Annotated in this window: 20 protein-coding genes; 9 read left to right on the top strand and 11 right to left on the bottom strand. The window is 38.5% G+C overall.

From position 1 onward, the window contains the following. The first annotated feature begins 168 nt into the window (after window positions 1-168). Window positions 169-1,374: an Sb-PDE family phosphodiesterase gene (locus K5G00_RS13275; protein WP_238766638.1), complete on the top strand. Its 1,206-nt coding sequence runs from the start codon at window positions 169-171 to the stop codon at window positions 1,372-1,374. Window positions 1,375-1,404: 30 nt separating this feature from the next. On the opposite strand, the gene K5G00_RS13270 is transcribed toward K5G00_RS13275, so the two are convergent. Both K5G00_RS13270 and K5G00_RS13265 read right to left on the bottom strand, forming a co-directional pair. Next, complete coding sequence (locus tag K5G00_RS13270) at window positions 1,405-3,165, bottom strand: arylsulfatase (protein ID WP_238766637.1); 1,761 nt, start codon at window positions 3,163-3,165, stop codon at window positions 1,405-1,407. A gap of 119 nt (window positions 3,166-3,284) precedes the next feature. Then, complete coding sequence (locus K5G00_RS13265) at window positions 3,285-4,304, bottom strand: aldo/keto reductase (RefSeq protein ID WP_238766636.1); 1,020 nt, start codon at window positions 4,302-4,304, stop codon at window positions 3,285-3,287. 363 nt (window positions 4,305-4,667) lie between these two features. Here K5G00_RS13265 and K5G00_RS13260 point away from each other — a divergent pair, with 363 nt between their 5' ends. Further along, window positions 4,668-5,375: a hypothetical protein gene (locus K5G00_RS13260; RefSeq protein WP_238766635.1), complete on the top strand. Its 708-nt coding sequence runs from the start codon at window positions 4,668-4,670 to the stop codon at window positions 5,373-5,375. Window positions 5,376-5,519: 144 nt separating this feature from the next. On the opposite strand, the gene K5G00_RS13255 is transcribed toward K5G00_RS13260, so the two are convergent. Then, a complete protein-coding gene (locus tag K5G00_RS13255; RefSeq protein ID WP_238766634.1) occupies window positions 5,520-6,017 on the bottom strand; it encodes a bacterioferritin in 498 nt (165 codons plus the stop codon). Window positions 6,018-6,510: 493 nt separating this feature from the next. On the opposite strand from K5G00_RS13255, the gene katG reads away from it, so the two are divergent. Next, the gene (gene katG / locus K5G00_RS13250) at window positions 6,511-8,739 is read left to right on the top strand and encodes a catalase/peroxidase HPI (RefSeq protein ID WP_317235547.1); all 2,229 of its coding nucleotides are present in this window, start codon (window positions 6,511-6,513) and stop codon (window positions 8,737-8,739) included. A gap of 82 nt (window positions 8,740-8,821) precedes the next feature. Here the strand turns inward: katG and K5G00_RS13245 are convergent, their stop codons facing one another. Then, on the bottom strand, window positions 8,822-9,817 hold the full coding sequence (locus K5G00_RS13245) for a DUF4412 domain-containing protein (RefSeq protein ID WP_238766633.1): 996 nt from the start codon (window positions 9,815-9,817) through the stop codon (window positions 8,822-8,824). Window positions 9,818-10,014: 197 nt separating this feature from the next. Here K5G00_RS13245 and rhaB point away from each other — a divergent pair, with 197 nt between their 5' ends. Next, a complete protein-coding gene (gene rhaB / locus K5G00_RS13240; RefSeq protein ID WP_238766632.1) occupies window positions 10,015-11,484 on the top strand; it encodes a rhamnulokinase in 1,470 nt (489 codons plus the stop codon). A 68-nt stretch (window positions 11,485-11,552) separates the two neighbouring features. Here rhaB and trhA read toward each other — a convergent pair whose 3' ends face one another. Next, a complete protein-coding gene (gene trhA / locus K5G00_RS13235; protein WP_238766631.1) occupies window positions 11,553-12,212 on the bottom strand; it encodes a PAQR family membrane homeostasis protein TrhA in 660 nt (219 codons plus the stop codon). 159 nt (window positions 12,213-12,371) lie between these two features. Then, the gene (locus tag K5G00_RS13230; protein WP_238766630.1) at window positions 12,372-12,893 is read right to left on the bottom strand and encodes a VOC family protein; all 522 of its coding nucleotides are present in this window, start codon (window positions 12,891-12,893) and stop codon (window positions 12,372-12,374) included. Window positions 12,894-13,261: 368 nt separating this feature from the next. Between K5G00_RS13230 and K5G00_RS13225 the strand changes: the two genes are divergently transcribed. Further along, window positions 13,262-13,648, top strand: coding sequence for a hypothetical protein (locus tag K5G00_RS13225; protein ID WP_238766629.1), 387 nt, complete (start codon window positions 13,262-13,264; stop codon window positions 13,646-13,648). Window positions 13,649-13,722: 74 nt separating this feature from the next. Beyond that, window positions 13,723-14,814 carry an MBL fold metallo-hydrolase gene (locus K5G00_RS13220; protein ID WP_238766628.1) on the top strand — a complete coding sequence of 364 codons (1,092 nt, stop codon included), beginning with the start codon at window positions 13,723-13,725 and terminating at the stop codon, window positions 14,812-14,814. 10 nt (window positions 14,815-14,824) lie between these two features. Here K5G00_RS13220 and K5G00_RS13215 read toward each other — a convergent pair whose 3' ends face one another. The 5 genes from K5G00_RS13215 to K5G00_RS13195 form a co-directional block, all read right to left on the bottom strand. Further along, entirely contained in the window at window positions 14,825-16,306 is a 1,482-nt protein-coding gene (locus K5G00_RS13215) for a sulfatase family protein (RefSeq protein WP_238766627.1), read from the bottom strand. Window positions 16,307-16,359: 53 nt separating this feature from the next. Further along, a complete protein-coding gene (locus K5G00_RS13210) occupies window positions 16,360-17,883 on the bottom strand; it encodes a sulfatase family protein (RefSeq protein ID WP_238766626.1) in 1,524 nt (507 codons plus the stop codon). A gap of 39 nt (window positions 17,884-17,922) precedes the next feature. Next, complete coding sequence (locus tag K5G00_RS13205) at window positions 17,923-18,789, bottom strand: N-acetylmuramoyl-L-alanine amidase-like domain-containing protein (RefSeq protein WP_238766625.1); 867 nt, start codon at window positions 18,787-18,789, stop codon at window positions 17,923-17,925. 102 nt (window positions 18,790-18,891) lie between these two features. Beyond that, window positions 18,892-19,755, bottom strand: a complete 864-nt coding sequence (locus K5G00_RS13200; protein ID WP_238766624.1) for an alpha/beta hydrolase — start codon at window positions 19,753-19,755, stop codon at window positions 18,892-18,894. 32 nt (window positions 19,756-19,787) lie between these two features. Continuing rightward, window positions 19,788-20,579: a 3-keto-disaccharide hydrolase gene (locus tag K5G00_RS13195; protein ID WP_238766623.1), complete on the bottom strand. Its 792-nt coding sequence runs from the start codon at window positions 20,577-20,579 to the stop codon at window positions 19,788-19,790. Window positions 20,580-20,810: 231 nt separating this feature from the next. Here K5G00_RS13195 and K5G00_RS13190 point away from each other — a divergent pair, with 231 nt between their 5' ends. From K5G00_RS13190 to K5G00_RS13180, 3 genes are all read left to right on the top strand, one after another. Continuing rightward, the gene (locus K5G00_RS13190; RefSeq protein ID WP_238766622.1) at window positions 20,811-21,326 is read left to right on the top strand and encodes a ferritin; all 516 of its coding nucleotides are present in this window, start codon (window positions 20,811-20,813) and stop codon (window positions 21,324-21,326) included. Between the two features lie 61 nt (window positions 21,327-21,387). After that, window positions 21,388-23,589 (top strand): RelA/SpoT family protein, encoded by a 2,202-nt coding sequence (locus K5G00_RS13185; RefSeq protein ID WP_238766621.1) that lies wholly within the window; start codon window positions 21,388-21,390, stop codon window positions 23,587-23,589. Window positions 23,590-23,718: 129 nt separating this feature from the next. Then, complete coding sequence (locus K5G00_RS13180) at window positions 23,719-24,831, top strand: glycerate kinase (protein WP_238766620.1); 1,113 nt, start codon at window positions 23,719-23,721, stop codon at window positions 24,829-24,831.

Genomic DNA, 24,831 nt, shown 5'->3' with positions numbered 1-24,831 from the left:
TTGTAAGTTATAAGTTAACAGCATGGAGAAGAAGTTAAGGTTTTGATTCTAAAGATTTATAATCACCTTACTTCTTCTTTTACCTTTTGAATACAGTTTTCCAAAAGTTGGACTGGCAAATGTTCCAATAATACTCTTTTTGTAACCCAATATTTAACGTTTAAAGTTATGAAAGCATTTAAAATACTGTTACTGCTCATTGCCTGGTGTTCTGTAATGGGTGGATACTCGCAGGTAGAGGCACTTCATCACAATCAACTTATTTTACCTGATAAGATTGGTGATAAGCTTTTGTTAAAGGGCGATTTTCATATGCATACTGCTTATTCCGACGGGCACGTGATGCCTGACTATCGTGCTTTTGAGGCGATTAATGACGGCATGGACGTCATCGCTTTAACTGAACACATTGATTTTGAATTGTACCCCGATGAACTGCATAACGATTACAATAGGCCTTACGAAATGGCGAAAGCATATGCACAACAGGCCAGATATTCCTCTCCCAACGATTCGTTAACTGTTGTATTGGGAGCCGAAATTTCTCCCCGGGTTAGTCCTTTTCATTGTAATGCCGTTTTTTTAAAGGATGCCAACGCTATTCCCACTGAGTACATGGCTGAAACAAAGAAGAAATTTATTATGAAACAAGGAGAATTGACCGGGCTGATATACAAAGCATTTTATGAAGCCAAAAAACAAGGGGCGTTTATTTTTTATAACCATCCCGGTTATAAATATTGGGACTACAATAAATACGGCGTTGATTTATTTACCGATATTCATGAAGATTTGCTGGAAAAAGGATTAATAAATGGTATTGAAATCGTAAACAGTGGAAAATATTTTGTTGAGGCACACCGAATTGCCATTGAAAAAGGACTTACTGTTTTTGCCAATTCTGATGCACATTGGGGAACACTTAGAACCATGGGCACGACTGCCCGCTGTGCCACACTTGTTTTGGCCGACAATAAAAGTGACGATGCCATAAAACAAGCGCTTTTTGATAAACAGACAGCTGCTTATTGGGATAACCATTTGGCGGGATCAAAAGAAATTCTGACTAAAATATTTAGAGCCGGAATTGAAATAAAAAGTGAAAAAGGAAAAGCTGCCGATGCCGAATTAGTTGTTGTTACGATAGTAAATAATACAAGCATACCGTTTGTAATCGGAGAAATAGATTTGAAATATGACCTTTTGTTTCAACCAAAAAATTCAGTAGTGCTGGCAGCCAATAGTGAAACCGTTTTAAAAATTAAGACTTTGCTGGATAAACCGGAAAAGATTGATATTGGGTTAACCATTTTGAATGCTCTGGTTGCACCCGGCCAACCTTTAAAAACCAACATTAGTGTTGAAGGATTCTAAAAATAAAGAATGTAAATAAAATGTATCTTGTCAAATCTTTCTCAACATCAAAAGCCGGAAGTCCATAACCTGAGATCCTGGCATTTCAAGTGCTTTCAGTGTTAACGTTCCTTTTCCTTTTTTTAATTCAATTGTTCCTATATTCAATGGTTTGAATTCTTTTACATATGATTCCCACCTCGGGATCAGATCGTGTTCCATTCCGGTTAAAGGAGGATCATGTGCTTCTTCTATTTTTGAAATCAATTTTTCATTTCCAAAACTTAACTGGAAGGTTGAACCCACATCTGAGGCAGGGCAGGTATAGTAAATTGTTACATCGAACTTGCCATCGGCGAGTACCTCTGCGTCCCAGGTAATACTGTCCGTGGTACTCATCCAGTTGGTAAAAAATGTACAATTGGGATAACGGTTTGAGCGTTGAATATTTCCATGCGCTGTGCCATCACGAGCCGGAATTTGTGTCCATATAAAATCAGGATGGGCAATAGTAAATGCACGAGGATCCTCTTCGGGGAGTTCTGTCAATATTTCTTTTTCCCATTTTTCTTTAGCCGCAATCAGCTGTTGGGTTATTTTTGGCTGATTGTCAGATATGTTGGTGTCTTGACCCGGGTCGTTTTCCATATCAAACAATTTATCGTCGTTATCCAACCTGTATTTCTGATTACGTACACTTGTTCTTTTTCCCCAGTGGTTAAAAATAAACCGGTCATTCCACTTCGGGTTTTCTTCCGTTAAAAGACGTTTTAAACTCAAGCCGTCAAGTGGTTTTTTTGTTTGATATTTAATGCCTGCAAGATCTGTTAAAGTTGGCAAAAGATCGATCGCTGAAGCAATGGTTGTAATTTTTTTTCCGCCTTCAATTTTGTCGGGCCATTTAATAAAGAAGGGAGAACGGACACCTCCTTCATCAGTCGATCCTTTCCGTCCCTTCATGCCGTCGTTCCAGCGCCAACTGTTTGGGCCGTTGTCCGAAAAATAAATAACGATTGTGTTTTCTGAAAGATCTAGTTCATCTAATTTCTGAACAATTCGGCCAACGTTCCAGTCAATATTTTCGCACATCGCGAGTGCCGATTTTGTAAACATTATTTCTTCTTTATCCTGATCGTGGTGCTTCATTCCCAGTTCTTTGTTTTTGAATTTCTGCCACCAGCTATCAGGAACCTGCATTGGAGCGTGCGGAGTATTAAAAGGCAGGTAAAGAAAAAACGGGTTGTTTCTGTTTTGCTCTATAAATTGGAGACCATGATTCGTTAAATCGTCAATGATAAAACCATCGCCTTTTACAATTTCTCCGTTATGCTCCAGCATCGGGCTATAATAATTTCCCCAGTGGCCGGAACAAAATCCGTAAAAATCTTCAAATCCCCGGGCATTGGGATGATACGGAGCCTGCATACCATTGTGCCATTTGCCATAGGCAGCGGTTTTGTAACCTGCATTCCTGAACACATCGGCAATGGTTGTTTCGTCCAAATCAAGTCGTTCGCCACCTGCTGATGTTGAATATACGCCTCCGCGCACGTGGTAGCGTCCGGTCAAAAACTCAGCGCGGGTAGGAGAACACACCGGGCAAACATAAAAACGGTCGAAAAAAACACCTGTTTCAGCAATTTTATCAATGTTTGGAGTACTGATATTTGTGTTACCTGTATAACTTAAGTCACCCCAGCCCTGGTCATCTGAAAGGATGACAATTATGTTAGGAGGTTTTTGTTCTGTATTTTTTTTGCAGGAAGATATAACCAAAGTTGCGACTATAAAAAAAAGAATTATGCGGTTCATAATTTTGGTTTTAGGTTGTCTAAAATTATGCAATTTGCCTGATAAAACCCAGAAAAAGAAAAGACGGAGTATAAAAAAAAAGGAAGATTTAACCCTTCCTTTTTTTTCCTGGTTAGTTACTATCTCTTTCTGTCAGCTCCCTGACGTTCAATCATCCATCCCGGATACTCCGGAGTCAATTTACTCACCTCATCCAACTGTTTTAATTCGTCTTTCGTAAGTCTGATATTAACTGAATCAAGGTTGTCGCCTAGTTGTGTCGGTTTATTTGCTCCAATTATAACAGTTGTAACTGCCGGTTGATGAAGCAACCATGCCAATGCGATTTGAGCCACAGTAACCTTTTTCTCCTTTCCGATTTTTTGCATAACATCAATAATATCAAATGCTTTGTCTTTATTGACTGGAGGAAAATCAAAGTTAACTCTGCGTCCACCTTCCTTCGACTCAGAATTTCGATCGTATTTTCCGCTCAATAAACCACCTGCTAAAGGGCTCCACACCATTAACCCAATTTTTTGGTCGAGGAGGAGAGGAACAATCTCACGCTCCAGATCACGACCTGCAATGGTATAATACGCCTGTAGTGAAACAAATTTACTCAAGTGATTTTGGGCTGAAACTCCCAATGCCTTCATTATCTGCCATGCCGCTAAATTGCTGCAACCAATGTATCGTACTTTTCCGCTTTTTACCAATAAATCAAGGGCCTCTAACGTTTCTTCCAAAGGTGTAGCAGGATCAAAACCATGAATCTGGTATAAATCGATATAATCCATATTCAAACGACTCAAACTCTCGTCAGCCTGTTGGAGAATATGTTTTTTTGTTAATCCTGAGTTGTTTGGACCATCACCCATTTTTCCGCGCACTTTTGTTGCAATAACCAAATCATCGCGTTTCAATCCGAGAACCCGGATCGCCTGACCAGTCATTTGCTCGCTTAATCCTTCGCTGTATACATTAGCCGTATCAATGAAGTTTATTCCGCCGTCAACAGCTTGTTTCATCAAAGCATTTACCTGTTCCTGTGGCAGGGTGCCGATAGCTGTCCACATTCCACGCCCGCCAAATGTCATTGTGCCCATGCATAGTTCCGAAACTTCCAAGCCTGTGTTTCCTAAGAAATTGTATTTCATAATTTTTTGAATTTTGATATTTGTTGGTTGTAAGTTTTATATGTCTTTTTTGTTCTTTATAAGGTATTTTTCTCTTTGAAACAGCGTTTGATTTGTTCAAAGCTGCTTTTTATTTCTTAAAAATAACATTTGTTTCTATTTATAGTTCAACAAAAAGATAGTTGAATAATCGGTTTATTTTATATCATTTTTTTGTCTGTTTTTTTTTAAAACGAGATTTTGTTTTTGTTAATAAAAGATATGCTGTTTTTTTTATTATTATTCTGTTTTGTTTTGTAATTCATTTATTATTAGTGATTTGTGATAAGGTTTGTGTCTTGGCATGGCTTGGTGTTGTTATGTTTTATTTTAAAACAAAGAGAGATGAAAAAAATTTACACTGTAATTTTAGCCCTCATAATTATGGTTTGCGCATCGCATATGAATGCGCAGGAGAATGCAAAAATAAAGTACATGGTTTGGGAAGTTCAGTTGACACCGTTGCAGCTTGAAAATGCTCAAAAAGTAATTGCTGCTGAGAATGTTTTTTACAAAGAAAACAATCACCCCTATATGAATGCTACGCAATATACAAACGACCGGTACTTATGGTATTCGGTACCATTTACTGAATTCGGAGATTTGGATGAAATGCAAAAAGCGATGATAAAAATGTATGAAGAAAATCCGGAACGTACAAAAGAGATTCAAAAACTGTTTGATATTTCTTATACAAAGGTAGGACGAATGATTTTGGAGTCACAGCCGGAGCTTTCGGTTGCCGGTGAGCAGATGACAAATACTCCGACGGGATCGAAATTTCGGTTTTTTGAGAAATTTTATATAAAACAGGGAATGTGGGATAAGTTTCAGGAATTGACTAAAAAATATGTTGATTTACGCAGGAAACATAGAATAACCTCGGCCTTTTACACATTTTATCCTGTTTTTGGAGCTGATATGAATACCGTTTATTTTATTGACGAAACCGGCAATAGTCCCTCAGAACATTGTAAATTAAATGAGGAGCAATGGGCCAAATTTGGGGAAGAAGGAAAGAAGCTTTGGCAGGAAGTTTTACCTATCGTTTAAAAAATAGAAACGCATCTTGGTCAAATTGACTTTGATTTGATGTATATGCCGGAAAATTAGATGGTTGTCGCTATCTTTTACAGACAGGCCTAGCTGAAAAATCACCGGGGTATTCTTTCCCGGTGATTTCTGTACCTCAAAAAGTTAGTCGGCAGGATGCCCCCCTGCCATATTTTTACTTCTTTCAATGGATTGTAAAGCCAGGTAATTATCGCCAAACTTAGCGAGATTTTCCAGTTCAACATCATACTGGTCGCCATGGCGCTCCTCATCTTCCACCAACGATTCGAATAGTTTTTTCGACATGGCGTCAGCATTTGCGGAGCACTCGTTGGCCCATAGGTTGTAGTCACGTGCACTTGCTTCTTCCATCTCTACAGCTACTTTCAACATTTCTTTAACATCGAGAATTTTTTTTACGTCTTCAGAGGCAGCCATTTCAACTTCGCCTTTCAGAAATAAAATTCTTTCAGCAAGCTCTTCAATATGCATCATTTCTTCAATGGCTGTTTTTTTGAACAAGCCTGCAAGTAAATCATATCCCTGATCATCACAATGGAAATGAAAATACATATACTGGTGAACCGCAGAAAGTTCATCGGCAACAGCTTTGTTTAATAATTCAATACTTTTTTCTTTCATGATTTTTGTTTTTATTATTTGGTATTTTTCTGAGTAGTTTTTGTTCAAGGACAAACAACAATTGTTATTAAAGCTACCGCATACAAAATTGTAAAAAATATAAAAGTGAGCCAAGAGAGAAAAGAATAATTAAACTCAATTTTACTTATTTTTATTTTTAGCTTTCAAATTGTAAACATGAATTTATTAGTTTATTTTCATTGCACAGTGAAATATCTTTTTTAAGTCTTTATTGTTCCGATTTTCTGTTTGAATACCAGCTGTCCGATTTTTGGTGAAGAATATAAATAATACGATGTTCTGAATGAAAATTGTGCGCAACTACTTTACCTTATGTTGTTATAGTGTCTTGTTATGTGTTCCATTATTTTGTATCTTAAAAAGATAAAGTATTATATGTTTTTATAATAAAAAATTATAAGCATATAAAAATTATAAATATTATTTATTTTATGTTTGTTATAAAAAGGAAAACACTCAAAAGCTATAAAGTATGGAAAATAACTCAAATCCTCACAAATCAGTTTACGACATGAATGACGAAAGTAAATGTCCGGTTACCGGCGCGTCAGCAAAGCACAGTGCTGGAGGTGGCACATCAAACCGCGACTGGTGGCCTAAGCAATTAAATTTAAACATACTTCGGCAGAATTCCTCTCTTTCTGACCCTATGGGCGAAAGTTTTAATTATGCTGAAGAATTTAAAACCCTCGATTTGGCAGCCGTAAAAAAAGATCTTCTGGATTTAATGACAGATTCAAAAGATTGGTGGCCAGCCGATTTTGGTCACTATGGACCGCTATTTATTCGTATGGCATGGCATAGTGCCGGAACATACAGAACAGGTGACGGCCGCGGAGGGGGTGGTGCTGGTCAGCAGCGTTTTGCCCCCCTGAACAGTTGGCCCGACAACGTTAGTTTAGACAAAGCACGCAGGCTTATTTGGCCCATTAAACAAAAATACGGAAAGAAAATATCCTGGGCAGATTTAATGATACTCGCAGGAAACGTAGCACTGGAATCTATGGGATTTAAAACTTTTGGTTTTGCCGGAGGACGCGAAGATGTGTGGGAACCTGAATTGGATGTGTATTGGGGGGCTGAGACTACATGGCTGGATGACGAGCGTTACAGTGGTGACAGAGATTTGGAAGACCCTCTGGCGGCAGTTCAGATGGGATTAATTTATGTGAATCCGGAAGGCCCCAATGGAAATCCCGATCCTATTGCTGCTGCAAAGGATATCCGCGAGACTTTTGCCCGAATGGCGATGAACGACGAAGAAACAGTGGCCCTCATAGCAGGAGGTCATACATTTGGAAAAACACATGGTGCCGGCGATGCTGCACATGTTGGTCCGGAGCCGGAGGCTGCTCCTATTGAAGAACAGGGACTGGGTTGGAAAAGCAGCTTTGGAACAGGGAAAGGCGGCGATACGATTACCAGCGGTTTGGAAGTAACCTGGACAAATACGCCCACCAAATGGAGCAATTACTTTTTTGAAAATTTGTTTGCTTATGAATGGGAGCTTGAAAAAAGTCCGGCCGGTGCACATCAGTGGGTAGCTAAGGGGGCTGATAACCTTATACCCGATGCACACGATCCTTCAAAGAGCCATCGCCCTACCATGTTAACGACTGATTTGTCGTTACGTTTTGATCCAGAATACGAAAAAATTTCACGTCGATTTTATAAAAATCCCGATGAATTTGCTGATGTTTTCGCACGTGCCTGGTTTAAATTAACCCACCGCGATATGGGGCCAAAAGTACGTTATCTTGGCCCTGAGGTGCCGGAAGAAGATTTGATTTGGCAAGATCCAATTCCTGCTGTTACATACGAACTAATCAATGAACAGGATATTACTGGTTTGAAAGATAAAATAAAAGCTTTGGATTTATCTGTTTCTGAATTGGTATCTACAGCCTGGGCTTCGGCATCAACTTTCCGTGGTTCCGACAAGCGTGGTGGAGCAAATGGAGCTCGTATTCGTTTGGCACCCCAGAAATTTTGGGAGGTTAATAATCCTTCGCAGTTAGGGAAAGTGCTGAGTGAGCTTGAAGGAGTTCAAAAAGAATTTAACGATGCTCAATCCGGAAATAAAAAAGTCTCACTGGCTGATCTTATTGTTTTAGCAGGGTGTGCCGGCGTTGAAAAAGCTGCAAAAAGTGCAGGGTATGATGTTACGGTTCCCTTTTCTCCCGGGAGGAGTGATGCGTCGCCTGAACAAACAGATGTGGATGCTTTTGCTGTTCTGGAACCCTTGGCTGACGGGTTCAGGAATTATTTAAAAGCAAAATATACCCTGCCTGCAGAACGAATGTTGATTGACAAGGCTCAATTGTTAACTCTGACTCCGCCTGAAATGACAGTTTTAGTTGGAGGTATGCGGGTTTTAAATACTAATTTCGACAAGTCTCAGCATGGTGTTTTCACAAATAAACCGGAAACACTTAGCAATGATTTTTTTGTCAATTTATTGGACATGCGGACGAGTTGGAAACCTGTTTCAAAGGATGCAGACATATTTGAAGGTAGCGACCGAACTACTGGTGAAAAAAAGTGGACCGGAACACGTATTGACCTCATTTTTGGTTCAAATTCAGAACTTCGTGCACTTGCTGAAGTTTACGGCTCCGCAGATGCTGGTGAAAAATTTGTAAATGATTTTGTTTCAGCCTGGGATAAAGTGATGAATCTTGATCGTTTTGACCTTAAGTAAAGCTGTTAAGGACCAAACAAGAAAATAGTAAAAAAAGGCAGTTCATTCATTCGAACTGCCTTTTTAAATTTATGGAGTAAATTTATTTTTCTTCTTCGGTTACAGGCATGGTAAACGACCCGAGATTGGTAATTTGATAGTTTCCTAATGAAAAAGATACATTTGAATTATTGTCAACTTCGGTGACCTGCATGGTGGTTTTTTCATTGTTTTCGAGATTTTCTGTAGTTGCCTCCATCATATACCCCCAACCCATTCCGTGCGAGTACAGGTTCGTTTTAAAAAGCGTGCTGAAAAAGTCTTGTGTGTTCATCTTTAAATCTTTGGTAATCCAGATATTTGATTTTGTTTTATTTTCTTCATCTGTATAAACATACTCTTCGCACTTATATCCGGCAATATTCTTTGTTTTTCCGGTCTTTTTTACATTTGGATTTGCGAGATAATTATCCGGAGTATCTTCCAGTTCTTCGTCAATATAGGTTTCTCCAATGGTCTGAAAGAATGAGCCAATACCATAAACAATACCGGTTTTTTCTCCTTTTTCATCATTTAAAATTATCATGGCATCGTTTTCTGCGTCAATGATAAACATACCCTGTCCGTCTTTTGCCATATCACCGGAAACAAATTCATAAGCCATACTTTTGGTTTTTGGGTTCAGATGGGTGATAAATTCACCGGTACTTTCCTGTTTGCCCTTCTTATCATATGACTCGATGTGCATTTGAATTTTGTAATCAAAATTGTAATTGTCAGCTACCGGAACCGGTTCTCCCGACATTCCCATTCCCTTCAGCAACCCTTGCATTCGATTTTGCATTTTCGCGCTACGGTCAGCTGAAGATTCCTCAGAACCGGCTGTCTCGCTATCGTTTTTTTCCATTGAATCTTCAATCTTATCAAGGCTTTCGTCAATTTTTTCATCCATCTTTTCTTCCGCCCGCTCCTCAACTTTTTCTTCAATTTTTTCCTGGGCTTTTTGTTTTAGCCTTTTTAGAATATTTTGCCCGTGAACTGGCTGAAAAACCAAAACAGAAAAGAAAAAGAGCAGAATTACTTTACATAGCGTTTTCATAATTTGTTAAATTTTTTGGGATTAAATACTATTTTGTCTTAGTATACGGCTTATTTTTATTTATTACAAATTTAAATTATTAAAATTTAATTTGAAATAGGAACTGGTAGTTTAAAACGTTATTTCAGGTAAGAACAGGACACACATTTTTGTGAAAAATCATTATTTTGGAAGACAAATAAAAACAAACCGGTAAAATGAGCAAACAATACTTTCTGGCTTTTGATTTAGGTGCATCGAGCGGCCGTGCAATCCTTGGAATTCTTGAAAATAAAAAATTGGATTTGGTAGAAGTACATCGTTTTAAAAATCAAATGTTACATATACACGGAACGTATTACTGGAATATTTTCAGTTTGTTTGAAGAATTAAAGACAGGATTGAAAAAATGCGTAAACGAACAAAATGTGCAACCTGAATCAATCGGAACAGATACATGGGGAGTTGATTACGCATTATTAAACAAAGAAGGCCAGGTGGTTGGGCTTCCGTTTGCTTACCGCGATCACAGAACTGACAATTCAATGGAGGAGTTTTTCGAAGTGCTGTCCAAAAAAGAAACCTATTTGCTTTCAGGAATTCAGTTTATGCAGTTTAATACACTATTCCAATTATTTTCATCTGTTCAGACAGAATATTCAGGTTTAAAAGTCGCAGAAAGTTTGCTGTTTTCTCCTGATTTTTTGAATTACCTGTTCACTGGTGAGAAAAAAACAGAATACACAATTGCAAGTACTTCGCAATTATTAAAGCCGGGTAAGGCAGAATGGGAATCCAAACTTTTTGAGGCAGCTGGAATCCCGGTTAATATAGTGGAGGAAGTTATTCAGCCGGGTACGGTGTTGGGAAAAGTCCTTCCTGAAATTCAGGAAGAAACAGGTTGTAATGCTATTCCCTGTGTTGCTGTCGCTTCGCACGATACTGCCTCTGCTGTGGTTTCGGTGCCGGCAAAAGGAGAAAATTGGGCTTATCTAAGTTCAGGTACCTGGTCGTTGCTGGGAATTGAAAGCGAAGAACCATTGGTTTCGGAAAAAACGCTGACAATGAACTTTACAAATGAAGGTGGGGTGGAGGGAACCACGCGTTTTTTAAAAAATATTATGGGCATGTGGCTTATCCAGGAGTGTAAGCGAATATGGGATGAGGAAAAAGAACTGGAATGGCAGGAAATTGTGGATATGAGTAACATGGCTGAAAGTTTTAAATGTTATATTAATCCGGATGATCCTTTGTTTTTGAATCCGGGAAATATGCCCAAAGCAATACAGGAATATTGCGCCAAAACAAACCAGTATGTTCCTCAAACCAAGGGCGAGATTGCCCGTTGTATATACGATAGTTTGGTGTTAAAATATAAGTTTACTATAAAACAGATAGAATCGGTAACCGGGAAAAAAATTGAAAAACTTCATATTATAGGAGGTGGAGCAAATAACAAAATGTTGAACCAACTTACGGCCGATGCATTGGGAATTCCCGTGTTTGCAGGCCCAACTGAAGCAACAGCCATTGGGAACATAATGTTACAGGCAAAAGCTGTCGGAGCTGTTAGCTCTCTTGAAGAAATACGGCAGATTATTTTTGATTCGTTTGAGGTTGGGGAATATGCGCCTACACCAAAAATGGATTGGAAAACAGCTTATCTTCATTTCGAAAAGTTAAATTGATGTAACCCGGAAAATTTTAGTGGAATGGGGAAGAAGTGTCCCCTAGTTAAGAAAATGGAATTTGATTTTTAGTTTAAGCTGTAAAGAACTGAAAAGAAATGCATTATACTTCCGGCCAAAACAAACAGGTGCCATATTCCGTGGCCGTATTTTAAATTACGCCACGCGTAAAATAATACACCAAGCGAGTAACAGCCACCGCCGATAAAAAGAAAAGCGATGCTGCTTCCCGGAAGGTTTTTTACAATTGGAACGATGGCAATAAGAAACATCCATCCCATAGAAAGGTAAATGCCTACCATTAATTTGCGAAAACGTGTAAGATAAATTGAACGGATAACCACACCAGCAATTGCCAGCCCCCATATAATGCCAAATAAGGTCCAGCCCAGTGGTCCGCGGATGGTGGTGAGCACAAAGGGGGTATATGTTCCTGCGATAAGCAAAAAAATAGCAGCATGATCAAATCGGACAAAAAGATTTTTAATTTTTTCTTTTGTAAAACTGTGGTAAAGTGTTGACGACAGGTAAAGTAAAACCAATGTACTTCCAAAAATGGAGAAGCTTACCACATGCCAGGCATTTCCCCTGACAGCTGCAAAAACAACCAAAATAACCAGAGCAGCAATACTCAACAGGGTTCCAACTCCGTGTGTTATACTGTTAAAAATTTCTTCTCCCAACGAAAGTGTTCTGTATTCTGCTGGTCGTCTTTTTTGATTTCTCATATTTCTTTTACGTGTTTCGAACAAAATTAAATTTTATTCGAAATTAGCAAAAATAAATAGTTAGGATTCGTTTAAAATTGATTTCAAATAAAAAACATCTTCAATGATTTGAAAATCAATAATGAAGATGTTTTAAGAAAATGTTATTTAGAATGTTGTTTATTCCGGTCCAATAATTTCAATAAATGTTCCATCGGGGTCTTGTATCAGGATAAATTTGTTTCCATTATCAAGTGTCGATGGTTTTCCACTTAAAATCTTTATCCCATTTTCCTGAACCCTTTTCATTACGGGAAGCAAATGTTTCACAAAAACAGTGATGTACTGCATTCCGGTATCGTCACTCATGTATTTCTGTTTCGGGTGTTTGGCTTTTGTCCCCAAACTCATTAGCTTCCATTCGTTCGAACGTTCGCTGTTTTCCAGCTTTAAAATCGTTACATCCAACCGGTAACTGTTTGTTAACCCCAGTTCAGTGCATTTTTCTTTTGTTACAGAAAACTCGCCTGTTTTTGTCATTCCAATGATATTGGTATAAAAGTCAATCGATTTTTCCAGATCTTCCACTACCACCCCTACGCTTATGGTTGGACTTGAAAATTCGCTATCAGGAGGAGCCATTTGTGCAGAAAGTTGTAGGCCCCAAATAGCAAAAAGCAAAAATGTGAAAATGTTTTTCATATTGTTAAATTTAATTGATTTAGGATTTTATTAAGGATTAAAAATAAGCTTTTCAAGTTTTTATTTAAACGATTTTTTCAAAATTTTAAATTCCGAGGTTTATTTCTTTTTTAAAACGCAGAATAAAAAATTTTGACTGCTTCCGGAGGGAGTCTTATGATCCTCCGAAAAGCACCTGATTTTGTTGAATCTTTGAGTACTGATGTACATCCAGTCCGTTGTGTTGAATGAAGGCCTTGTTCGAAAAATATTTTCCCAATGCTTTTCTTTTTAATATTTCCATATCCAAATCTGAAATAAATTGAAGTTTTATTTCACCCGTTTTGGCGGAATCCAAATTTCCGGTAGCTTTGAACAAAAACAAAAAGATGACATTTCCACAAATTAATCATGATAACGTTTCTCAATATTTAGATCGGGCTGAAATTGTAAAAGAAACAGCTGAGCAGATAATGAAAGACTTTGGTATGTTTGGCGTTGAAATCACTTTTTCGGGTGATACAAGTCATGCATATGATGAGTTGCATCAACAACTGATTGTGCAGATAGCCCGGTTGTTAGATCAAAATTATGATCTATTACTTTCGGTTTTATATCAGGTTGATATCACCGACCGGGAAATGGCACGAGCTGAGCTGGAACTGCCGCATTACAACCACGTTGAAATTATTGCTCACCAGGTAATAGTGCGCGATTTAAAAAAGGTATTGTTGAGAAGATATTTTAAAACACAGAATCAGCAGAGAGACGAATAATATTTAGCAGCTAAACTATTCATATATTTCAATGTTTAAGGAATTTTAAAATATATTCTAAAACTTTTGGGGCTATGATTCCTGCAATTTTGATTGTTTTTTTTATCGGATTCTCAATTTTTGTTTTTTTGCGTCATCCAAAATTTGGAAAAACACCTCGTGGCACCAGATTGGAAAAAGTCAAAAGTTCTCCCAATTATAAAGACGGTAGTTTTCAAAATCTGACCATAACGCCGCAATTGGCAGAAGAGGCAACTTTTTCTAAAATGTTTCACGATTTTTTTTTCACAAAGAACAAACGCCCAAAAGGAAGAATACCTTCACAAAAGACAAATTTGTTTGATTTGAGTCCCGAAGAGAATGTACTCATTTGGTTTGGACACTCTTCGTATTTTATTCAAATTGACGGGAAAAAAATTTTGGTTGACCCTGTGTTTTGTGGAAATGCATCGCCTTTTTCTTTTATGATTAAAGCTTTTGACGGAACAGATGTTTACACTACCGAAGACATTCCGGCAATCGATTACCTTTTTATTACACACGACCACTGGGATCATCTGGACTATAAAACAATGCGTGATTTGAAACCCAAAATATGCAAGGTTATAACAGGCTTGGGGGCGGGAGAACATCTAGAATACTGGGGATTCGAGCACGAGCAGATAATCGAAAAAGAATGGTACCGGCTTGTTGAATTAGATAAAGGATTTACAGCTGCAGTAACACCAGCCCGCCATTTTTCAGGACGGGGATTAAAATCAAAACAATCGTTATGGGCATCTTTTGTTTTACAAACAAAGACATTTCGTATCTTTATTGGCGGCGATGGAGGATATGATTCGCATTTTAAAGAAATAGGACAGAAGTTTGGAAGGTTTGATTTGGCCATCCTTGAAAACGGACAATACAACACCAGTTGGAAATATATTCACATGATGCCTGAGCAGGTTTTACAAGCCGCTAGAGATTTGGGAGCAAAACGTTTGTTTCCGGTTCATAATTCAAAATTTGCCCTGGCAAACCATGCCTGGGATGAACCGTTAAAAAAAATTACCGCATTAAATTCCAACTCAGACCAGGCAATAATTACTCCAATGATTGGTGAAAAAGTATTTTTAAAAAATGAAACTCAGGATTTTTCCAAATGGTGGGAGACAATAGTCTGAGTTGTATTAATTATTTTGGACGACTATAGCCCTGTTTTTTATATCTCTTTAGCATTGTTTTTAATTCCTGTACAATATCCGGATGTTTGAGATAAACATTTGTAGTCTCTGCCGGATCGGAGGCCACGTTGTACAATTGAATTGAATCCTGAAGGACCTCTTCCCTGATTTGAGCAAAACCACCATGTCCTTTTGCATCAATATATTTCCAATCTCCTTTTCTGATCGAAAAATCGCCGTTTAACGAATGATGAATGGTAGCTTCCCTGATGGGCGAATTGTATTCTTCGCCTTTAATAACCGGTAAAAAACTGTAACTGTCATGAGCTTCTCCAAAAGTCATCTCGTGCCCCAATAAATCAGCAATTGTTGCGTATAAGTCTGTTGTACAAACAATTTCATCTGAAGTTGTTCCGCTTTTTACATGTTCAGGCCACGAAACAAGAAAAGCCACCCGGTGCCCTCCGTCGTAGGAATGGGATTTTCTTCCCTTAAAGCCATTGCTGGTATTGTGGTTATATTCAATTTCTTCCTCAATCGGGAATCCATGTGGTGAACTTCCATTATCAGAAGTTAAAATAATGAGTGTATTTTCGTACATTCCCTTGTCTTTTAAAGCCTGAACAATCTGTTCGACGGTATTGTCGCATTCCACCACAAAATCGCCGTACTTTCCGGCTTTACTTTTTCCCCGGAATTCATCGTTGGGAACAACCGGTGTGTGTGGTGCCGACCAGGGAAAGTATAAAAAAAATGGTTCTCCGTTTCGTTGATTTTTTATGTACTCAACTGCTTTCCTGGTAAAATCAGGCATTACGTTTTTGGCCTTGAATCCGGGTACTGTTAATCCCGTTCTCCCACCTTCATTTGTAATTTCTGTAGGAATTCCCTGTGCAAACTGGTTCTCAAAATATAAATAAGGCGGCATGTCGAGTGAGGCGGGAATTCCAAAATAATAGTCAAACCCAACATTGTTGGGGCCGGAAAGAATTGCTTTTGAATAATCGATCTTTCTATTGTCTTTAGCCCAGTTATCTGTGAGCATAACTCCGGGTTCTTTGCTTTGCCATCCCAAGCCTAAATGCCACTTTCCAATTCCGGCAGTCTTATATCCGTATTTTTTCAGGAGTGCGGGAACTGTTGCTGTTCCTTCTTCGATGAGAGGCTGTGAACTGCCCCACAAAACCCCGGATTTTAAACGCGTACGAAATGCATATGTACCGGTTAAAATTCCATAACGTGTAGGCGTGCAAACTGCCGAATTGGTGTGCGCGTCAGTAAAGATCATTCCATCATTTGCCAGTGCATCCATTGCGGGTGTTGGTATCTTTGAATCGGGATTATAACACCCCAAATCGCCCATTCCCATGTCATCAGCAAGAAGTATGATAACATTGGGGCGTTCCGGCTGGTTGTATTTTTTATCCTGACAACCGGTGAGGAGCAGAATAAAAGGTGTAAGTATTAAAGTTGTGAATGTGAAAATTTTCATTTTTTGAATGTTCGTTACTTAGTTGGTTGATTGGGATTTATTTTTTTAACTGTTTAGTATGCTCTGATTTCTTCCAGTTTTGTTTTTAATTCTTCAACTTTCTCAGGTTTTGAAAAATAAAGATTTTCCTTTTCTGCCGGGTCATCTTTTAAATTGTACAATTGGTCTTTGGGCTCACCTGGTTGTGGCTTGGGATTTTTAGGTTCAGAAAATCCACCGGAGCCCAATCCCTCAATTAATTTCCAGTCTCCATCGCGAATCGCAAATTTTCCACTTCCGGAATGATGAATTACCGGTGCCCGCTGAATTGATTCTTGTTTTCCTGTTAGAATCGACAATAAAGAAAAACTGTCCTGTGGTTTTTCATTTGCGCTTGCGCCGAGTAATTCACGGACGGTATCAAAAAAATCGGTGAGCGAAGTAGTTTGATTCGAGAAGGTCCCTGCCTCAATTTTTTCAGGCCATTTCACCATAAGTGGAATATGGTGGCCCCCTTCCCATGCATCGCTTTTCATTCCACGAAATGTAAAATTGGAGCGGTGGTTATAATTTTTGATAAATTCGGGTCTCCAATACGCACCGTTGTCACTGGTAAAAAACACAATGGTATTTTCTTCCATTCCGTTTTTTTGAAGGGTTTCAAGGATTTGTCTCACCTGGTCATCAACTTCTTTCACATAATCGCCATATTCATCTACCTCGGTAGTCCCTTTGAACTCATTCGTTGGTACCCAGGGGGTATGTGGTGCATTCATCGGGAAATAGAGGAAAAAAGGAGAGTCAGCGCCTTTTTGTCTGTTTATAAAACTAATTGCTTTGTTTGTAAAAGTGGGCAAAACGCCCTCAAAACTAAAGGAAGGAGCCATTCGCCCGGGACGCCAGAAAGCACCGGTCGCATATATTTCGGCATCAAGTGCACTTCCCGGAGTCGAGTCGGTAGGTGCTTCAACAGCCAGGTTATTCTCCAGATACATGTAAGGTTCAAAATCGAGCGAAGCAGGTAAAACATAAGAATATTCGAAACCTGCTCCCAGTGGCCCTCCTTTGGCTGGTTTACTAAAATCAATTTGTTCGTAATCGTTAAAACCGCGTAATTCCTGAGTAAAATCTACTCCGGGAGTTCCAGAATGATATGTTCCGTTTTTAAGCTTAAAATCAATCCCCAAATGCCATTTTCCAATACAGGCGGTTGTATAACCTTGTTGCTGCAAGAACGCAGCGACTGTTGGTGTTGATTCTTCGATCAGCGATGGACTGTACCCAAGAAGAACACCACTCTTTATGCGGCTGCGCCAGGCATACTGACCGGTAAGAATTCCGTAACGGGTGGGGGTACAAACCGACGAGTTGGAATGAGCATCCCTGAAAACCATACCTTCCGATGCGAGTTTATCAATATTTGGTGTTTTGATTTTTGAATCGGGATTCAACGAAGAAATATCGCCATAACCAAGATCATCAGCCAGAATATAAACGATGTTTGGTTTTAATGTTTCGTTACTATCTTTTGTTTGGCACGAGTTCAAAAAGAAAATTAAAACAAATATTCCGGCAAACGGATAAAACTCTTTTTTCATTGAATTGTACTTAAAATATTTTACGAATTTTTTTTAAATCTACAGTGGGCGGGCTACCATAACCCCGGTAGCCGATTTACTTTTTGAAAGATAATCTTCGAGTGTATTTTCTGAAATAACCACTTTTTCGGCAGTTGAAGATGCATGCAAGATATGAATTCTTCCTTCCTTACGAATTAAAAGGACCACATGTAAAATATCAAGACCTCCTATATTCGTTGTAATTCCGGCAATATCTCCATCCTGAAACTTGTTTTCAACTTCAGCAATTTTATTTTTCGGAATGTAATACATGGTTCGCGAAGAAATTTCCTTTTCCTGTTCTTGCAATTGTTTTACAAATTCAGGATTGTTTTTGAGCTGTTTATAACTGTCGGGATGCGTACTCATAAAACTAACTTTCAAATCATACTCTGTATCCGCAATTTCTTTCGAAATTTTTTTTACAATTCCTTTTTTGTCGTTGGTGAAAATCCAGTCGCTGAAATAATGAATACGAGATGGGTACGCCTCAATTTTTTCATTTATGTATCTTATTTTTTGAAGCTCTTTTGCGAATTTTTCAAATCCCGGATTTTTACTTTTTATTGTTTTGGAAATAGCCAGGCAATTTTCGGCAAAAGTTGTACAATCCATTTCACGGAGATTTATAACCAATTGTTCCGGTTCGGTTTCAAGCGTGCGAGCTACATAAGGCGTTTCTTTAAAAAACGTTCCAACTTTTATTATTAAAACCGGAAGGGGGCTATCTTTCTCGCCAGAAAAGAGTTCGAGGATTTCTTCCAGTATTTGTTTATCTTTTGCTTGTACAACGATCTTTTCCTTTTCCTCTGCTTTATTTTCTTTTGCAGCGTTGCAGGCAAAAAAAAGCGGCAAAGCCACAAACAATAGTATTTTTCTTTTCATCACTTTTATTTGTATTCTTTCAAAAGTACAAAAGAAATTGCTTCATAAAAACAGATGCCTTTTCTTGTAACCGTGGCATCTGTTTTCCGGACTTTTAATATTTTAATGTTGATGAAATGTATCGGAAATAAACGAAAGAACAACCGGCAATGATTCCCGCCAATAGGTCCAGTTGTGCGCTCCGTTTCGAATTCTGAATTCGTGTGGAATTTCTTTCTTTCGCATTTCGATATGAACCAGCGAATTGCCCTCATACAAAAAGTCATCATCGCCACAATCGATAAACCAGCGCACAGCATTCTTCTGTTCATCAGGCATATTTTTTATCATATCAAGAACACTGTATTTTTTGAACCAGTCTTCTATTTGGGCATTCGTAGCTCCTTCCATTCTACCACGTTGTTTGTACCTTTCCATATCATCCATGTTTAACGGACCGGTAGCTGCACTTAACGGGCAAGCCGAGGAAAATAGTTCCGGGTGATGAAGTGCATAATAGAAGGTTCCGCCACCCCCCATGGAAAGACCGGCAATGGCCCGATATCTCTTTTCTCTCTTTATCCGGTAAGTTTCTTCAACATAGGGCATCAGCTCTTTAAAGAAAAAATCTTCATAACGCCATTCTCCTTTTGCGTCGTTGTTATATCCTCGTTGCCCGGTATTGGCATCCGGCATAACAATAATCATTGGAGTTGCCTTCATTTCTTTAATAGCTTTGTCTGCAAGGTACAAGACCTCGCCAAATTGTACCCAGCCGGTTTGGTCATCACCTGCACCGTGTAACAGATAAAATACAGGATAGCTCCGTTCTGATGTCTCGTAATCAGGTGGCAGATAAATGGCGTACTTACGTTCCATTTTAAGGATTTCGCTTTTCATAGACAGGTTGTCGAATACCTTTCCGGTTTGAGACAGGGTTATTACCGGAATGAGAAAAGTAAGAAATAGCGGCAAAATTTTTTTCATGTTTTTAAATTTTAGTTTGATTGATAAAATGGTTAAAAATCAGTATCGAAATTTTCAATTGTAAGTTCTTCTATCCAAATATTACGATATAAAACTTCATGACCTTCCGCCTGTAATTTTATTCCACCCGGAGTATCAGTAATTCCCTTCCCGCCATCATTTCCACCGTCGATGCCTGAATTTGGACCGCCCCAAACCTGGTTGATGGGAACATTAGTATGTACTTTTTGTCCATTGAAATACATCGTAACCAGTGCTTTTTCTGTCCGCTTTCCGTTTTCAAAACGGGCAGCCCTGAATTTGATATCGTATGCGTTCCATTTTCCAACTCCGTTATAAGCAAAATACGGAGATTCCGTTTCGTTGATCACCGCACCTAAACCATGCCGGGTAGTGTCTCCGTCAAGAATTTGTATTTCGTAGCGGTTTTGTAAATATACACCGCTGTTTCCTCCCTGTTTTTTTATCAGGAATTCAACGTGTAGCCTGAAATCACGATATTTCTTTTTAGTAACAATATCTGCTGCCCCGTATAAACCTCCATCTGCTGCCGGATCCTTACTATTTACAACCGTTCCCTTTTCTAACGGATCTTTTTCTATTTTCCATTTTATTGGTAATTCAGCAGAAAAACGCGGCCCTTCCCAGTAGGTCCATTTTTTATCAAGCATTTCCCGGGAACCATCAAAAAGAATCTCAGCAGATTTTGGCGCTTTTATCCCCGCTCCGGTTTTTTCTTTTTGAATATTTTGTGCATTTGTAAAACATGGATATACAAATATGGCTATGGAAATCAGCAGAACGTTTTTTACAAGTTGTTTCATGTTGGTTTAGCTTTTAGTTTCGTCGGTTAAGTTAATGAAAGTTCGGTAAAGAGATGAAAAAAAAAATTATTTGCACAACATTAACCAAAGATTACTATTTGCGATCGGTGCTGAGTATATAGTCATTCATACGCTGTGAGTTTTATGTGAACAAAAAGTCAAATTTGAAACATACTCTTTTCTATCTCGTCGTATTTTTCTATTTTTAACCAAATTGAAAAACGAAAAGTCATGTTAAAAGAAAAAATGCTTAATGCGCTGAACGAACAGATTAATGCAGAACAATATTCAGCTTTATTATATCTTTCAATGTCTGCCTGGTTTAATGATAAAGGCTTGCCTGGCTTTGCCAACTGGATGTATGTTCAGTATCAGGAAGAATTGACTCATGCCAACAAAATATTTAATTATGTGAATGAGCGTGGAGGAAAAGCAGTGATAAAAGCTATTGCTCAAGTGGATACTGAATTTGATGGGATTATTGCCGTAGTTGAAAAAACGTTGGCGCACGAACAACATGTAACGGGTTTGATAAACGACCTGGTTGATATTGCAGCTGAAGAACGCGACCATGCAACTCAAAGTTTTTTACAATGGTTTGTTGACGAGCAAGTAGAAGAAGAAGCGAATGTTGAGGAAATGCTGGATACATTAAAGTTGATTAACGGACAGGGGAATGGTATTTTTATGTTGGATCGTGAATTGCGTCAGCGTAAATTTGTTGACGAAACACAAGGAGCAGAATAGATAAAGTAGACATATATTTTACGGGAAGGCTGCTCTTTTGCAGCCTTTTTTTTGTTAATAAATGGAAGTAAAAGAACAAATATACACGAGATACATATATCTGAAAGATTTTTTCAGGATAGGTTGGGATGACGATGCCACGTCAAAAATTGAAAAAGCTTTTCAATTTGCTCAGTCGTTACTCGGAGAGGAGACTTTTAACTCGGGTGAAGTTATTTTAAATCATTCTATTGATGTGGCTACAATAGTGGCTACTGAAATTGGTATGGGAATTGACTCTGTGGTGACTGGATTGTTGCATAACGTAATGTACGCCGGGCTGGAAAGAAAGGCCACCCGGGAAGAGATAGAAGAAAACTTTGGCGAATCTGTATACTCTATCCTTAACGGGATGGCAAAAATAAATGCCCTGGGAACTGATACGGTCGATTTACATTCCGAGAATTACAGGAAACTCTTGCTTGCGCTTGCCGGCGATGTGCGTGTTATTATTATTAAAATTGCCGATCGCCTGCAGGTAATGCGTAATCTTGATATTTATGATTCGGAAAGTCGTGAACGTCTTGTAAGCGAGACTTCTCATTTGTATGCTCCTTTGGCGCATCGTCTGGGATTGTATGCAATAAATTCAGAATTGCAGGATTTATGCTTAAAATACCAAAAGCCTGAAGCCTATAATTATGTTTTAACCAGGTTAAAAGAAACAGAAAATGAACGGGCAAATTTTGTTGCGGAGTTTGTAAAACCAGTTGAAAAGAAACTAAAAAAGCGCGGGCTTAACTTTTCGATGAAGGCACGTACAAAGTCCGTTTTTTCCATTTGGAATAAAATGCACAAAAAAAATGTCTCTTTCGACGAGGTAATGGATTTGTTTGCCATTCGTGTTATTTTGGATTCAAAGCCTGAGGATGAAAAATCGGACTGCTGGACAGCTTATTCATTTGTAACGGAAGAATATCAGGCCAATACAGAGCGATTGCGCGACTGGATAACAATTCCAAAATCGAATGGGTATGAATCGTTACACACAACGGTGATGGGGCCGCAGGGAAAGTGGGTGGAGATTCAGATTCGCACAAGGCGGATGGACGAAATAGCCGAGAAAGGACTGGCAGCACACTGGAGATACAAAGGAGGAAAAGACAGTTCGAACTTTGATGGGTGGTTGGCCGGAATTCGGGATATCCTGGAAAATCCGGAATTAAACGTAGTGGATTTTATCGATCAGTTTAGAATTGATATTTACAGCGACGAGATTTTTGTTTTTACACCAAAAGGAGATTTGAAAAAATTACCGCAAGGTGCAACGATGCTTGATTTTGCTTATGAGATACATTCCGAACTGGGAGATCATTGCGTGGGAGGAAGAGTAAACGGGAAAAAAGTAACGCTGAAGTATAAGCTGAAAAACGGAGACCAGATTTCGATTGATACATCGAACAACCAAAATCCGAAAATGGACTGGCTTGATTTCTTGGTAACATCAAAAGCCAAAAGCAGAGTAAAAGCAAGTTTAAATGAAGAACGTAGCAGACAGGCAGCACTCGGAAAGGAAATTTTGGCCCGGAAATTTAAAAATTGGAAAATTGAATTAAGTGACGAGGCAATCCGAAAAATGCTTAAAAATTACGGTTTTAAGCTTGCAGCTGATTTGTATTATGATATCGCTACCGAAAAAATCGATCCGCTGGATATAAAGTCGCTTTTTACAGAGAAAGTTGCGGAGGAGGAGAGCGCCAAAAGGACGCTCGAAGAGTTGTTGCCAAAAAGCGAGGTAAAAGATCTGGCTTTTGAAGGAGGTGATGATTTTTTAGTTATCGATAACAATCTTAAAAATCTAAATTACAAACTGGCACCCTGTTGTAATCCTGTTTTTGGTGATCCTATTTTTGGATTTGTGAGTATAAAAGAAGGTATAAAAATTCATCGGAAAAGTTGTCCGAATGCTTTACAAATGAAAGAAAGGTATCCGTATCGAATTATCAAAACCCGGTGGCGGGATGAAGCAAATGCAAATCAGGGGTCTTTTCTTGCAACGTTATATATTTCAGGAACCGATGAGTTAGGAATTGTTTCTGAAATATCACATATTATTGCGAAAGACATAGGAACACAGATGAGGTCCATTAATATCGAATCGGATAAAGGGAACTTTGAAGGTGTACTAAAAGTTCTGGTTTATAATCTGGATCATCTTGAATTTTTAATTCATAAACTCAAAAAAGTAAAGGGCGTAATTTCTGTTAGCCGTGGTGAAAAATAGAACGAATATCGGTGAAAATGAAAAAGGAATAAAGTGAATTACATTTGCATATTTTGCAAAGACAAAAATAAAAAAGATATTATTTTTATATTGATCCGAGGGTACAAATATGAATTGTAATCTATACGAATGAAAATACTTATTGCACCAAATTCAATGAAGGGGAGCCTTAACGCTTTTGATTTTGCTGACTCAATTGAAAAAGCATTTTATGACTGTTCCCCCGGCTTTGATATACGAAAAGCACCGGTTGCCGATGGAGGCGATTTTACAGGTGAAGTCTTGCGGCGAAATTTAGAAGCAACTGAAATTGACATCGACGTTATAGGCCCACTGGGAAAAAAAATAAAATCAAAATATTGTATTTCCGGAGAAATTGCAATTATTGAAATGGCTGATGCTTCGGGGATGAAAATGGTTGAAAGCAGCCAGTTAAATCCGATGAAGGCATCAACTTACGGAACGGGGGAGTTAATAGCTGATGCAGTATTCAATAAGGGGTGCACCAAGGTTTTTTTAGCAATAGGGGGCAGTGCCACAGTGGATGGAGGAACCGGAATGATGGAGGCATTGGGGTTTAAACTTCTTGATGAAAATGAGAATGTTTTGGCAGGAAATGGGGAAAATTTACAAGCCATACAGAAAATTATTACACCCGAAATTCCTGAAAATATATCCGTAAAAATAATTTGTGATGTTGATAACCCTTTGTTGGGCGAAAAAGGTGCAGCAAATGTTTTTGGTCCGCAAAAAGGGGCAAGTGAAGAGATGGTTCCGCAACTTGAAAAGGGCTTGGAAAATTGGTCGGAAGTTATTCAAAAACAAACAGGCATTAATTATTCAAATGTTAAAGGGGCCGGAGCTGCGGGTGGAATAGCAGTGCCGCTTATGGCTTTTTTTAATGCTGAAATTGTTCCGGGTGCCGATTTTATTTTATCACAAATAAATTTTAAAGAGGATGTAAAATGGGCAGATATTGTAGTAACGGGAGAAGGAAAGTTGGATAGCCAGACCTTAAACAATAAAGCTCCTTTTGCTGTGGCAAAGATGAGCCGAAAATATAATAAACCAGTATTTGCCATAGCCGGGAAAACGGAACATCAGGCTTCAAAAGCTTTTGATGGTATTTTTAGTTTGGTTAACGGACCAACGACATTGGAGTTTGCTATGAAAAATGCCGGTGAGCTGGTGTATAACTTTTCTTATGAGTTGGCAAAACTGATACAGAAGTTACGGTCATAA

This window comes from Maribellus maritimus, from assembly GCF_022267315.1.
In the GTDB taxonomy this organism is placed as follows: Bacteria; Bacteroidota; Bacteroidia; order Bacteroidales; family Prolixibacteraceae; genus Draconibacterium; species Draconibacterium maritimum.
Note: the sequence above shows the minus strand (reverse complement) of the source record. Positions and strands in the feature narration are given on the sequence as shown.

Bases quoted from the DNA above. Each gene is read 5' to 3' on its own strand.
- K5G00_RS13255 (WP_238766634.1), bottom strand. From the start codon at position 6,017: ATGAAAGAAAAAAGTATTGAATTATTAAACAAAGCTGTTGCCGATGAA.
- K5G00_RS13185 (WP_238766621.1), top strand. From the start codon at position 21,388: ATGGAAGTAAAAGAACAAATATACACGAGATACATATATCTGAAAGAT.
- K5G00_RS13220 (WP_238766628.1), top strand. From the start codon at position 13,723: ATGATTCCTGCAATTTTGATTGTTTTTTTTATCGGATTCTCAATTTTT.
- K5G00_RS13205 (WP_238766625.1), bottom strand. From the start codon at position 18,789: ATGAAAAGAAAAATACTATTGTTTGTGGCTTTGCCGCTTTTTTTTGCC.
- K5G00_RS13265 (WP_238766636.1), bottom strand. From the start codon at position 4,304: ATGAAATACAATTTCTTAGGAAACACAGGCTTGGAAGTTTCGGAACTA.
- katG (WP_317235547.1), top strand. From the start codon at position 6,511: ATGGAAAATAACTCAAATCCTCACAAATCAGTTTACGACATGAATGAC.
- trhA (WP_238766631.1), bottom strand. From the start codon at position 12,212: ATGAGAAATCAAAAAAGACGACCAGCAGAATACAGAACACTTTCGTTG.
- K5G00_RS13275 (WP_238766638.1), top strand. From the start codon at position 169: ATGAAAGCATTTAAAATACTGTTACTGCTCATTGCCTGGTGTTCTGTA.
- K5G00_RS13225 (WP_238766629.1), top strand. From the start codon at position 13,262: ATGACATTTCCACAAATTAATCATGATAACGTTTCTCAATATTTAGAT.
- K5G00_RS13195 (WP_238766623.1), bottom strand. From the start codon at position 20,579: ATGAAACAACTTGTAAAAAACGTTCTGCTGATTTCCATAGCCATATTT.
- K5G00_RS13200 (WP_238766624.1), bottom strand. From the start codon at position 19,755: ATGAAAAAAATTTTGCCGCTATTTCTTACTTTTCTCATTCCGGTAATA.
- K5G00_RS13230 (WP_238766630.1), bottom strand. From the start codon at position 12,893: ATGAAAAACATTTTCACATTTTTGCTTTTTGCTATTTGGGGCCTACAA.
- K5G00_RS13245 (WP_238766633.1), bottom strand. From the start codon at position 9,817: ATGAAAACGCTATGTAAAGTAATTCTGCTCTTTTTCTTTTCTGTTTTG.
- rhaB (WP_238766632.1), top strand. From the start codon at position 10,015: ATGAGCAAACAATACTTTCTGGCTTTTGATTTAGGTGCATCGAGCGGC.
- K5G00_RS13190 (WP_238766622.1), top strand. From the start codon at position 20,811: ATGTTAAAAGAAAAAATGCTTAATGCGCTGAACGAACAGATTAATGCA.
- K5G00_RS13270 (WP_238766637.1), bottom strand. From the start codon at position 3,165: ATGAACCGCATAATTCTTTTTTTTATAGTCGCAACTTTGGTTATATCT.
- K5G00_RS13215 (WP_238766627.1), bottom strand. From the start codon at position 16,306: ATGAAAATTTTCACATTCACAACTTTAATACTTACACCTTTTATTCTG.
- K5G00_RS13180 (WP_238766620.1), top strand. From the start codon at position 23,719: ATGAAAATACTTATTGCACCAAATTCAATGAAGGGGAGCCTTAACGCT.
- K5G00_RS13210 (WP_238766626.1), bottom strand. From the start codon at position 17,883: ATGAAAAAAGAGTTTTATCCGTTTGCCGGAATATTTGTTTTAATTTTC.
- K5G00_RS13260 (WP_238766635.1), top strand. From the start codon at position 4,668: ATGAAAAAAATTTACACTGTAATTTTAGCCCTCATAATTATGGTTTGC.